General features: G+C 45.0%; 5 protein-coding genes and 1 pseudogene. 2 read left to right on the top strand and 4 right to left on the bottom strand.

Going from position 1 to position 12,965, the window contains the following annotated elements:
* Positions 1 to 62: 62 nt before the first annotated feature.
* Positions 63 to 1,685, bottom strand: coding sequence for an NB-ARC domain-containing protein (locus tag QT992_RS22495; RefSeq protein ID WP_333377764.1), 1,623 nt, complete (start codon positions 1,683 to 1,685; stop codon positions 63 to 65).
* Between the two features lie 345 nt (positions 1,686 to 2,030).
* Between QT992_RS22495 and QT992_RS22490 the strand changes: the two are divergent.
* Positions 2,031 to 3,300 (top strand): annotated as a pseudogene (locus QT992_RS22490) (RNA-guided endonuclease InsQ/TnpB family protein).
* A gap of 194 nt (positions 3,301 to 3,494) precedes the next feature.
* Here QT992_RS22490 and QT992_RS22485 read toward each other — a convergent pair.
* The 3 genes from QT992_RS22485 to QT992_RS22475 all read right to left on the bottom strand — a co-directional run bounded on the left by QT992_RS22485 (position 3,495) and on the right by QT992_RS22475 (position 11,196).
* A complete protein-coding gene (locus QT992_RS22485; protein ID WP_333340778.1) occupies positions 3,495 to 5,468 on the bottom strand; it encodes an ABC transporter ATP-binding protein/permease in 1,974 nt (657 codons plus the stop codon).
* 350 nt (positions 5,469 to 5,818) lie between these two features.
* The gene (locus QT992_RS22480) at positions 5,819 to 6,658 is read right to left on the bottom strand and encodes a DUF1361 domain-containing protein (protein WP_333318111.1); all 840 of its coding nucleotides are present in this window, start codon (positions 6,656 to 6,658) and stop codon (positions 5,819 to 5,821) included.
* 260 nt (positions 6,659 to 6,918) lie between these two features.
* Positions 6,919 to 11,196, bottom strand: coding sequence for a PAS domain S-box protein (locus QT992_RS22475; RefSeq protein WP_333342905.1), 4,278 nt, complete (start codon positions 11,194 to 11,196; stop codon positions 6,919 to 6,921).
* Between the two features lie 370 nt (positions 11,197 to 11,566).
* On the opposite strand from QT992_RS22475, the gene QT992_RS22470 reads away from it, so the two are divergent.
* The gene (locus tag QT992_RS22470; protein WP_333106075.1) at positions 11,567 to 12,934 is read left to right on the top strand and encodes a TldD/PmbA family protein; all 1,368 of its coding nucleotides are present in this window, start codon (positions 11,567 to 11,569) and stop codon (positions 12,932 to 12,934) included.
* The last annotated feature ends 31 nt before the right edge of the window (positions 12,935 to 12,965 follow it).

Genomic DNA, 12,965 nt, shown 5'->3' with positions numbered 1-12,965 from the left:
CCGAATTCTGTTTTTGTTGAAAATTGGGCGATCGCTTTTGTCAAAGGGCGATCGCTTTTTTGTTAGCCCTGAATTTCTGAAATAATCTGCGCCAGATTCTCCCTAGCATATCCCACCTCAAGAAGGGATTTATCCTCCAGATCGGAGGCAACTTTATTCAAGATATTTAGCGGTTCTTCAGAGCCTATTGTTTTCGCAAACAAAACTTGCAGCCGATTTTTTACTAATTCTAAAATAGAGCTAATTGGCTCGCCTTTATTCCCTTTCCTTTTAGCAATGTTGATGCTCAATTTGTGAGTTTTCAACAGCCGTATTCTTTCTATTCCTTGCGTCTTAACCGTCTCCAAAACCTCCGATCGAATCTGATCGACTAATCGGTCGGCCACATATTGCACGATCAAAGGCTGAAGCATAAAAACAGTTTCCCCGCCCTCACTGATTTTGTCAATCAGCGAGCGACGACCCAGAGAATCGAGATTTTTCAGCAAATCTGAAAGCGAGGAATTGACCAACATCTGCTCTCGCAAAGTCGCCAGGGAAATCGGGCTTTGAGCAATAGCAATCCAGTAGGCAATCTCTTGTTCAGAACTCGACATTCGATCGAACTGCTGCGCGAGCAAATTGCTGATATGTTCTTCAATAAATAAAGCCGTAGCTTCCAAAAGCTTTAAAACATTCCCCTCAAAAAACTCGTTAATTGTTGTCGCTACAATCTTTAATGCTAACAGATTGCCTCCGTACCGGGATAACAAGATTTCCAACTCTCGATCTTGAGGCGACAAACCTTTTTCTTGGAAAATTTCCCGCGCTATTTCCTCGGAAATAGCAGGTTTTAAAGACCGCACTTTTTCTCCCGCCTGCAAAGCCAGTTCCGTAGGCTCTTCCGAACTAACTAGCAGTAAACAGCTATTGTGATTGACCTCACACAGCCGCACGATTAAATCTCGATATCCTTCGCAGCCTTCGCGGTAGTGTCCCGCTAATTCTTCGGGTCTGAGAACCGCTTCAAAATCATCTAAAATTACCAGACAGCGGTGTTTCCGCAGATACTCGACCAAGCGCGAAATTTGGGTGTTGAGGTCGAGCGGCACATCGGGTTTTTGTTGGTTATAAAAAAGTTGAATTAAGCTCCCTAGGAAGTCGGACGGTGCGGGTGTCGATCGCAGTGATCGCCAAATCACAAAATCAAACTCATTCTGTATTTGTTTTGCTAACTGCACCGACAGAGTTGTTTTGCCGCTACCAGCCAAACCCAGCAGCGCTACCAGGCGACAATTATCTGATACAATCCACTGCTTTAAAGTAGTTAATTCTTCAGTCCGTCCGTAAAAAACCGAAACATCCGGTGCTTGGCCCCAATCTTCCTGTCGGTGTCCAATCGCCATCTTCAATAGGGAGCCTTTACCTCGACTAAAATCGCTCGTTCCGTGATCGATGTGGTATGAAAACAGCAACTGATGCCTCAATTCCGAAAGCTTTCCAGGGCCGTTCCCCCGGATCTGAAACTTTTTGTAAACTTCGCCGAGTCTTTTGCGAACGGCGATATCGCTAATGCCAAGCTTGGTTGCGATCGTCCCTGTAGATTGACCGTCGAGAGCCATAAACACAGTTTCTAACTCGGCATCTGTGACACCGCGCTGTTTGGCGATCGTTTGCACAAAGTTTTGAGGAATCGGAGTAGTCAAGGTAGGAATCTCGTCTATACTAAAAATCTATCTTCTATTATATTGTGTGAGTTCTCGCAGGCGAGCAATTGAATCGAATCTACCAACGTTCAGCTTGCTTTTTGTTGTTTGGGCAGTTTTAGATATTTATACCCAATTATCGATTGTGATACCAGTTTAAAAAATTGCTACTCTCGGCCCGTGATCCAAACCAATACACAATCAGTCATTCCCAATTCTTTAATCCTTTAATCTAAAATGGTATGAGAAACTTCATTGAGTTTATAAGCAATTATAAACAATAATGGTATTATGTTGTAAGTGTTGAATAAGGAATACGCACAGCCTGAAAAACGGAAATCTCAAATGCAGTTAACAGAGAGGCACATCATTAAATCCACGGAACATCGTTTCGCCCAAATTGACGAACTAGCTTTCAAGTCCAAAAACCTCTACAATGCCGCCAATTACGTTATTCGTCAGAGTTTTATTTATGGGTGGGGCTATGTTAATTACAACGAAACGAACCGCTTGATGAAGTCTCATGAAGCCTACAAGGCTTTGCCTGCAAAAGTAAGTCAGCAAATCTTAATGGTTTTAGACAAGAACTGGAAATCGTTTTTTGCGGCTGTTAAAGCTTATAAAGTCGATCATTCCAAATTCACAGGTCGCCCAAAACTACCAAAGTACAAAGATAAGGTCAAAGGGCGCAACCTTCTCATCTACACGATTCAAGCAATTAGCAGCAAACAGTTGAAGAAAGGAATCATTAAACTTTCGGGTACAGAACTTTTAATTAAAACCCAAGTCAATCCCGACCAGGTTTGCCAAATTAGGCTGGTTCCGAAATGTGATTCCTATGTAATTGAGGTAATTTATGATGAACCGGACTCCACCCTTGGCAACGCTAATTTTGTAGCTAGTATGGATTTAGGACTGGATAATTTAGTGGCGTTAACTTCAAATCAACCGGGATTTCTCCCTTTGTTGATTAACGGGCGACCATTGAAATCTATCAACCAGTTCTACAACAAGCGAAAATCACGATTACAATCCCAGTTAAAAGGGAACCGCAAAATATCACCCCGAATTCAGCGCTTAACTCGCTGTCGCAATCAGAAAGTAGACAATTACTTACATCATGCTAGCCGTCTAATTATTAACCTTTTGCTCACCAAGCAGATTGGGACGCTAGTAATTGGCAAGAACGCGCAGTGGAAAACAGAAATTGATTTAGGGAAGCAAACCAACCAAAAATTTGTTAGTATTCCTCACTCTCGATTAATTGAGATGTTGGAATACAAAGCTCGGTTGGTAGGAATCGATGTAATTGTACAGGAAGAATCTTACACATCTCGCGCAAATTTTTTGGGTTTAGATTCAATCCCTGTCTACGGGAAAACAGAAAAAGAGCCTGTGTTTACTGGTAAACGAATCAAGCGAGGTTTGTACAAAACATCGACTGGTCAGTTAATTAATTCTGATATCAACGCTTCGTACAACATCCTCAGAAAAGCAATCCCAAATGCGTTCAGCTTTCTTGATAGGGAGCTGCGTAGTTGGGCCAATGCGGGTCAATCCGCTCAAAGTAAAAGTGAATGGGGAGGGACTTGAAGCCTCCCATGCCTATAAATGACTATACTTTTACCAGCTATGAGAAACGGGGAGTTAATCTGCATTAATTGTTGCTATTTCCGACCCGTAAAACCTATTGTAGAGTGGAGGCGCGGCGCTTAATTTATAGCACCAAACCATAAATCTCCAACCGCACCACAACCCACCGCGAACCAACAAGCGCGTAAATTCACCATTTTGGAAAGCAGCGCTGTATCAGCCAAAATTTGTCGCAGTAGCGCGGTATTCTTGGGCCGAAAGCAGCCGCCAACTCCCATCGCCCAGAAGTTCCAAAACCTGCTGGTGATATTTCACTAAACTCAATCGGTGACCGACACTCACAAACGTAGTTTTAGTGGCTTGCAACTGCTCGTATAAATGTTGCTCGTTCTTCAAGTCCAAAGCACTTGTTGCCTCATCCAAAATAGCGTATCTCGGTTCCGTCAACAACAATCTAGCAAAAGCTAAACGCTGCTGTTCTCCCAGCGACAAAATCTCACCCCAATCTAAATCCGCATCAAAACCGTCCAATCTGTCCGGCAAATCTGCTAAATTTACTGATGCCAAAACGCGGCGCAATTTTTCCTCATCAACCTCGCTGCTGGTATTGGGATACAAAAGTTGCGATCGCAAACTACCCAAAATCATATAAGGACGCTGCGGCAAAAACAGCATTTCCCCCAATTCCGGTCGCCCTAAACGCCCCGTTCCCGCGTCCCACAAACCCGCAATGGCCCGCAGCAAGGAACTCTTTCCAGCACCGCTTTGTCCGACAATTAACAGTCCTTCACCGGGCTGCACTGCTACCGACAAATCCCTAATTAAAGTCTTTTGATGCTGCGGAGTCTCTAAAGTAACGTGCTCCAGTGTCAACTGAGAATCTACTACTACATCTATAGCAGTTCCTCCAGGACGAGATACCGCTTTTTTCGCTTCCAGAGTATCTGTAAATACAGTCAAACGATTGATACTAGCGGCAAAAGAACTCAGCGGCTCAATCTGAGTTACAATCACAGAAAAAGCGCGCAAAACCTGACTAAAAGCAAAACCAGCTTGAGTGATATCTCCAAACTCGATTGTACCACTTTGATCGGCAAAATAAGTTGGAGCCAGAAACAAAGCCGGAATAATCACCACAGCATATCCGTATCCAGTTGTGAAATAATCCAAATTCCGCTGCCAACCAATTAGCAAATTAAAATTGCGAAAAACTTCCACAAATCGCTGCTTTATTTGAAATGATTCTTGCTCCTCGCCTCCATAAAAAGCAATAGATTCGGCGTTGTCGCGAATGTGAACCAGTCCGTAGCGAAAATTTGCTTCTTTTTTAAGTTGCTCGAAATTCAGAGGTACTAATCTTTGACCAAAAACTAGAGTAGCTGTCGTGCCCACAATAGCATAGATAATCAGAAAAATCGAAAGTGCTTTTGAGATAGACCACAGGATACCAGTAAAAGATATAATATTAACTATTGAACCCAGCATGAGCAGCATAAATGACAAACTTGTCCGGGTAAAAGATCGGACATCTTCGGAAATTCGCTGGTCTGGATTGTCGATTTCCTTGTGTAAATTTATTTCGTAATAAGCCCGATTCTGAAAATACTTATCGAGGAACTTATTAGTCATCCACTCCCGCCAGTAGATACCCAATTTATCTTCGGTATATCGGTAAATTACCACAATGGGAGTGCCGACTATAAAAACCCATGCATACACAAACAGATACTTCCAGTAATTGAGCTGGTCTTTCTTAGCTAGTGCTGTGTTAAAAAAGTTACCGACGTAACTAATTATTACATTCATACCGCTGACTGACAGGGACAAAAACAGCAGCAAAGTCAATAAAGCCCAGGGCTGCCAGTGCGGCGTCAATCTGTCTTTGAACCAGACAAAAGCGCTGAAAGGAAGAATTAACATTAAAGCCACGATCGCAATTGCGGGCGAATTAATAATTCCTTTCAACAAAGTAACTAAGCCGGCTGCAATACTATTGACAAATTCGGGAAATAAGACTTGAGTACCCAAACATACAGCGCTGACGAGTACAAACATCGCAGCGAACAGAAATATCAACAACTGCGCTACTAATCCTAAAAAGATTCTGCCGCCCCCAGGCTCTAAAGGATAAAAGTAAGGTTGAGCGATCGCAATAAATCTCTGCCACAACTGACGGTCAAATCGATTCATCTTTGCTGTTTACAAAACTACTTTGACTGTTCTAACATATGGGAGCATCTCAGTTTTGTAAAAAGCATTTTTTTTATTGTAGTGCGAGCGTCCCCGCTCGCGTATTGTACAATACGCGAGCGGGGACGCTCGCACTGTAAATGCAAAACTGAGATGCTCCCTAACCTATCAATTCTTGTGACAAACAGCAGCAGTAATTTATGTCGAAGTTTGGCGAAAAAATTTGTCTCACCCACAGACGGAAACTGGTTTTCCGAGTTAAGTGGTGGAGACCAAAAAATTGGGAGCTTAGTTCAAGCTCTTATATTCATCTGTTGAATCAATTCTTTAATCTCAAATCTCAAATCTCTCTAGCTGGAAGAAGTTGCGCTATCGCCGGCCAAGTCCGACTGCAATTTACTGGGATAAAATCGTTGGCTAATCCCTAAAATTACTTGTTTCATTAGCCAATACAAAACAGCAATTACTACAAAAGTGACAGCCATTACTAAAACCGGACGCTTGCCTATCAAATCGTTCATTACACTGTTAACCAGCGCATCGGGGTTAGTAAGAATGTCCCAAGTGTTGAAGCGGATAAATCGCCCTAAATAAATGCCGATCGCCGAAAGTGCGTGTATAGTTATCTCCGTTACCAGGATAAATCTACTCAAACCCTGTTGCTTCAAATAGTAACCCAAATTCATCACCGACAGCACGTAAGCTCCAAACCCGATCAGCATAAACGCGAGATATTGGGGAATCAAAGCCAGAGTCACAGTCCACACCGAGTTCCCCTCTTTAATCTGGCGGATCAGGTGAATGATATCAGTTAAAACGTAGGGCGCATTGGGTAAAAATGCGATAAACCAGAAAAAACCGCCCCACCACCGGAGAGAGCGAACTCCGCGCTGCCGCAGTACCCAGATGTCTACAGCCATCAGTGCCAGCGTAATCGCGATCGCCCCCAAAACGTAAGTTTTGCCCACATCTTGCACTATGTGCCTCACATACGCAAAAACAGGGCGCGTACTGGACAAAAAAGTAGCGCCCAGGAGAAAGCCCGTACCCCACAGCAGCCAGCGCGATCGAGGTTTGCGGAACAGCCAAAAACTCAGGCCCAGCGGTACTAAACCCAAAAATAAATTCCAAGACATCCAGCGGACATTGTGTCCCATTGCTTGCAGGGCTTCCAGGATTAATCCCATCATGTCAATTTTTCTACAATTAAAGGTTTGATGCGGCACCGCTTCATTCGCAGCTTCCGTCTATTTTAGTCTTTAAATTGTAGGGTGAGTCAGCTTATGGCCCCTGGCTGCGCCCCTGAAAATCAGGCTCTGCTGACGAATCCTACCACTGCGGAGTCAATCTCAAATCTCAAATCTAAAATCGACTGACGCACCCTACCACTGCGGAGTCAATCTCAAATCTAAAATCTAAAATCTAAAATCTAAAATCGACTGACGCCCTACTATTTATACACTTGGTCGATCGGAATCTCAATATTAAAAGTTGTTCCGCATCCTATGGAAGAAATACACTCAATCTTACCCTTGTGCTTTTCCACCACAATCGAGTGCGCGATAGACATTCCCAACCCCGTACCTTTCCCCACAGCTTTTGTAGTAAAAAACGGGTTAAAAATGCGATCGACTATCCCCTCCGGAATGCCCGTACCGTTGTCCGAAATTTCTACCCTCACAGTCTTCTGGGGAGTGACACCAGTGGAAATAGTAATCCGTCCACTCTTTGTCTCTGATTGTGGAACAGATAACTGGTGATATCGTTCTTCAATAGCATCAATTGCATTAGCAATAATATTCATAAACACCTGATTCAGTTGGCTAGCATAGCACTCCACCAGTGGCAGTTTTCCAAACTCCTTAATTACTTCAATTTCCGGGCGAGAGTCCCTACTCTTCAAGCGGTGCTGCAAAATCAACAAAGTGCTCTCAATTCCCGCGTGAATATCGACCGGCTTCATGGCGGATTCGTCCAGTCGCGAGAAATTTCTGAGGGACAACACAATTTGCCGGATGCGCTCGGTTCCTACCTGCATTGAACCCACAAGTTTTATTAAATCCTCAGCCATGAAATCTAAATCAATCTCTTGAATGCGATCCACAATTCTTGAATTAGGTTCGGGATACTCATCTTCGTAAAGGCTCACCAGATCGAGCAACTGTGTAGTATACTGGTTGAGATAATCAATGTTAGCGTGAATGAAATTAACGGGATTATTAATTTCGTGAGCGATGCCAGCCACTAATTGCCCCAAAGAAGACATTTTTTCAGTTTGAATGAGTTGAGTTTGAGTAGAGCGCAATGACCGCAGCGCTGACTCTAAATCTCTGGCTTTTTCTCTTTCTCGTTCCTCGCTTTGCCGCAGTGCTTCCTCTGCTTGCTTGCGAGTCGTAATATCCTGGGAAACTCCAATTATTACCTTAGCCTGACCCTCCGCATTCCTACTAAAAATAGTATCCCGGCTTTGCAGCCACAACAATTGACCGTATGCTCCCTGTACCCGGTACTCAATTTCCCTAGTTTCGCCATCTTCAACTTCTGCAAAGCTCGCGTGATGTTTCACGATTTTAGGCAAATCTTCGGGGTAGATTAACTGAGGCATGAGTGACGAATCCATCGCTGTAATGTCGTCAAGGGTATATCCCAAAAGCCCGAACAGTGAAGTATTAGTGTAGATATTGCGCTGTTCTTCCAAGTCGTATAGATACAAAATACCGGGAGTAGCCTCGGCTACTTTTTGAATAAACTGCTGGCTTTCTTGCAATTCTAATTCAGCTTGTTTGCGATCGGTAACATCAACGGCGATGCCGTCCCAAAGAATATCGCCGTTGTCCTTAGCTTCAGGACGCGCATTTATCTGAAACCAACGAATGTTGCCGGAAGGCAGCACCATCCGTCCTTCCCACTGCCAAGCTTGCAAACTCTGGGCAGAAATAGCAACAGATTCGTCATGATTTTGGCGGTCTTCGGGATGAATTAAATCTGTTACCAAAGCCGCATTTTTCCCAACATCTTCTGGATCTAACTCAAAAAGTTCTCGGCAAGCACCATTTATGTAAGGAAAACTGAAAGAGCCATCGGCACACAACAAAAATTGATAAATGATTCCCGGCACATTAGCAGACAGCTTTTGGAATCTTGCCTCGCTTTCCCGCAGTGCTTCCTCTGCTTGTTTGCGCTCGGTAATGTCAGTAATTGAACCAACCATGCGGACTGCTTTTCCAGATTCGTCCCACAAAGCTTGTCCCCGACTCAATATCCATTTGTAAGCGCTGTTGTAGCACCACAAGCGGTATTCGGTGATGTAATGCGGCGTTTTTCTCTCCAAGTGTTCTTGAAGAAGTTGCTGAGAACTCACTAAATCATCGGGATGTAAACTCGTATTCCATGTATTATTGTAATCGCTAATGTCACTATCTTCGTAACCAGTGATTTCCTTAAAGCGATCGGAAACAAAAAGTTCACCGGTTTGCAAGTTCCAGTCCCAAATGCCGTCATTGTTGCCTTTGAGTGCTAACTGCCAGCGTTCTTCAGTTTGCATCAATTGAGCAGTTCTCTGTTTCACTCTATTTTCGAGTTCTTGATTGAGCTGTTTGAGACTTTCTTCTGCCTGGTTGCGTTCGATCGCAATTCCTGCTAAATTAATCGACGCTTCTATCAATTGCAGATCAAAGTTTTTGGGGTAGCGCGGTTGGGAATAATACATTCCAAAAGTCCCCAAAACTTGACCCTGAGATGAGAAAATAGGAGTAGACAAGCAAGCTCTCAGTCCAAAACTCAAGGCTAAATCTCGATAATTTTCCCACAAAGGATCGCTGGCAATATCTGTAACGATTACCTGTTGGCGGCTAAAGGTAGCAGAGCCGCAGGAACCGACATCCGGCCCGATGGCTATGCCATGAATAGCAGCATTGTAACTGTCGGGCAAACTGGGCGCGGCTCCGTGCAGCAAATGTTTTCCGTCTGGAGCTAGAAGCAATATCGAACCGATGACATCTCTAGATTGCTGCTCGATAATTTTAACTAAAGTATTTAAAGTATCGCCCAGAGAAGCACCCTTAGCAATCATTTCTAAAATTTGTTTTTGACCCGTTAACCAATTTTCAGCTTGCTTGCGCTCCGTAATGTTGCGGGCTACCCACAGAGCCGTGTTTTCTTTCATTGGCGAAATGGTAGCGGCAAACCACGTTTGTACGCTGGCAAGTTCCAGGTTATATTCAAAAGTACAGGTTTGATTTGTAGCAAGGGCGGTGCGAATTTTATCGTGAAAAATATCTGCCATTTCTGGCTCGAATAATTCGCTGATTTTTTTCCCGGAAAATTCCGCCGGTGGCTTGTACAATAATTCTGGATTTGTCGGGGCAATTTTCAGCAAGCGTCCCTCAATATCAATCTCGAAAATTACGTCGTTCATGGCAGCGAACAAAGCTCGAAGTTCCGCTTCAGAACCTTGCAGGGCGATTTCAGCTTGTTTGCGATCGCTAATATCCGTCCCGATACAAAGCAGTCCTGCCACATTTCCCTTCGCATCTAGTAAAGGTTTATTTGTCCACGCTATCCACACCCTTTCTCCATTGCTGCGGATGTTTTCATTTTCGTTTTGGAAGTATTTTTCCGGCTGTGCCAAACAGTCTCGAATCTTTGTCGCGAGGTCACTTTCAAATAACTCTGTTTTCGGTATAATTGTGCCGATCGCACTTTGGCCGATGATTTCTGCTTCTGAATACCCGAAAAAATCTTCAGCAAACTCGTTAAAAAAAGTAATATTACCTTCACTGTCTAACTGCACAATCATGCTGTTAGCATTCTCAACTAATTGCCGGTACTTAACTTCGCTCTCCCGCAGTTTCGCACGGCCGTACACCCCGCTAAAAACTGCCACCCCAGTCAAAAGTGCCAGCAAGTCGCCTCCAAAGATCACCCACCCCCGAAACGGCGAATTCGCAGGCCATCCTCCCGCCGGAATTGCTGCCAACTGCCAGGAACCGTTGGGCAAAGTCACTTCCAGCACCACGGGATTCTCCTCAAAAATTGACCCGTCACCGAAAAACACAGGGCCGGAGGCTTCCGAACCGTCTTTGCCCCGCAGAGCGTATTGCAGCTTCGCTGAGGAGTCGTTGAGTCCTGCTTCCTCAATGAGGGTATTTTTGTCGATGATCAGGCCTGTCAAGCCCCAGTAAACTCCTGTTTCTGCCTCGGCGCCGGAGGGTGTGAGAAAAATCGGCGATCGGCTGATGAAAGTCTCGTCCCCCTCCAATAATTTCACGGGCCCGGCTAGCAAAGTTTTTCTGGTTCGGATGACCTCTTTGACCATTTCCCGCTGTTCGGGTAGCGTCGTCAAGTCAACTCCGATCGCCGCTTCATTTCCCTCCCGTGGATAAATGTAAGCCACCGTCGTGCCTTTAACTAAAGTTATGGCGCGAATGCCCGGTTGCTGTGCCACCAGAATTCTCGCCGTCGCTGTAAACTCGGCTTCGGTGATGTTTGGGTTGTTGGAAAGGTAAGCCCCCAAACCCCGCATCAAAAACAGGCGGGAATTCAAAGAGGCTTCCAGCTTAGAACGGACTGTGCTGAGGCGATCGAGGGTACTAGCGCGGTTGTAGTGAAAAAACCGCCGCTGTTCAGAGCGATCTAAAATGCCAACTCCGACCAAAATCGCTATTGATGCCGAAATTGCTGCTAAATACGGTGAAATTTGGAATTTTTTAACCTTAAAGTATTCCATCTGCCGGGGGTTAAGGTATTTTTTTACGTCTTTAGATAGATTTAGTTTAGTTCTATTTTTTTAAGCAAATCCAAGATTTCGGGGATACCGGGCTTTTGGCAAGCGGGCGCGAGTTGGTTTTTTTCTAAGCTGTTGTGCATTTGAATTGTAGATTTCAATAGCGTATTTTCCACTCGTCAAATCCTCGAACCGGATAGGGTTCTGTCCCTATCCGCTTCTGGCGACTGGTCATTTATCGGGTAGGGCGCGCCATACTCCCGCACCACAGCGGTGGGGGAACGCGCACCCGAAAGACGGGAGTTATTAGCTAAAATAAGGTTAGCAATAATTTTTTTCAGCGCTACGCCGAATCTATCATAGGGGCAATTTGATGCAAGAACAGTTGATGGAAGCGATCGCACCTTACCGCGATCGCGTAGATTATCTAGAAGTTCGCCTCGAACAAAGCGAGTCAACTGCGATTAGTTTTCGCGGCCCTCAGTTAGATGCTGTCAACCGCAGTTTTAGTCTCGCCGGCGGCATCCGCGCCTGTCACAAAGGTGGCTGGAGTTTTGTAACTTTTAACGGTTTAGATGAGTTAAAAGACCGCATTGAAGAAGCTGTAGTGCAGTCTCGTTTGGTTGGCAGCGAAAAAACTCTACTAGCAGATGTCACCCCGATTCAAGATTATGTAGCGGTGGAATTGGGCCGTGACCCGCGCTCTATTACTCTAGCCGAAAAGCGGAAATTGCTGGAATCTTACAACCAGTTGCTGTTAGATTATGACCCGCGAATTCAGACGACAATGGCAGGTTACAGCGACAGATTTGGGATTACTTATTTTGTGAATTCTCAAGGTACTTGCATCGCTCAAGAGCGCTTGGACGTGACCGGGCGTTTCGGAGCGATCGCCCGCGGCGAGGGCGGTGTCGTCCGCCAAGGGTTTGAGTCGATTCACTCCCGATCGGATTACGATGTCTTGACAAATATTGAAGATCGTGTTAAGAGTGCGGCCGTTCGAGCAGTGGGCCAACTAGAGGCCAAATCGGTGAAAGGCGGTCAGTATCCGGTGATTTTAGACCCTTATTTGTCGGGGGTTTTTATTCACGAAGCTTTCGGGCATTTGTCGGAAGCAGACGGCATTTACGAAAACCCGAAAATGCAGGAATTGTTGACATTGGGCAAGCCTGTGGCGATCGAACAATTAAATGTAATTGACGACGCCACTGTGCCGGGATTGCCGGGAACTTTGAAATATGACGACGAAGGCGTGCCGGCTCAGTGCAAGCATTTAATTAAAAATGGAGTTTTAGCGGCTCGGATGCACAATCGCGAGACTGCGGGCAAAATGGGCGAAAGTCCGACGGGAAATGCCCGGGCTTTAAGTGCTACTTTTATGCCTTTGGTGCGGATGACTAATACTGCGATCGAGTCTGGCGAACATTCTTTTGACGAAATGGTTGCCGACATTGACGAAGGAGTTTATGCAGTGCGGATGTTGGGAGGACAAACCAACGGCGAAATGTTTACCTTTGCGGCGGCTCAAGGTTTTATGATTCGCGACGGCAAATTAGCCGAACCAGTGAGCGATGTCACTTTAAGCGGCAATGTATTTCAGACTTTAAAGGATATTGAGTCGATAGGAAACGACTCGGTTTATGCCTACGGCGGTTGCGGTAAAGGCGGCCAGAGTGGTTTGCCCGTAAGTGTCGGCGGCCCCCATTTGCGGATTAAAAATGTTGTAGTCGGAGGAAGGTAATCATTAGTCATTAGTCATTAGTCATTAGTTA

The organism is Microcoleus sp. T3_D1 (genome assembly GCF_036700405.1).
GTDB lineage: Bacteria > Cyanobacteriota > Cyanobacteriia > Cyanobacteriales > Microcoleaceae > Microcoleus.
The sequence above is the reverse complement of the archived record's forward strand: the minus strand, read 5'-3'. Positions and strand labels throughout refer to the sequence as shown.

Bases quoted from the DNA above. Each gene is read 5' to 3' on its own strand.
- QT992_RS22485 (WP_333340778.1), bottom strand. From the start codon at position 5,468: ATGAATCGATTTGACCGTCAGTTGTGGCAGAGATTTATTGCGATCGCT.
- QT992_RS22475 (WP_333342905.1), bottom strand. From the start codon at position 11,196: ATGGAATACTTTAAGGTTAAAAAATTCCAAATTTCACCGTATTTAGCA.
- QT992_RS22480 (WP_333318111.1), bottom strand. From the start codon at position 6,658: ATGATGGGATTAATCCTGGAAGCCCTGCAAGCAATGGGACACAATGTC.
- QT992_RS22470 (WP_333106075.1), top strand. From the start codon at position 11,567: ATGCAAGAACAGTTGATGGAAGCGATCGCACCTTACCGCGATCGCGTA.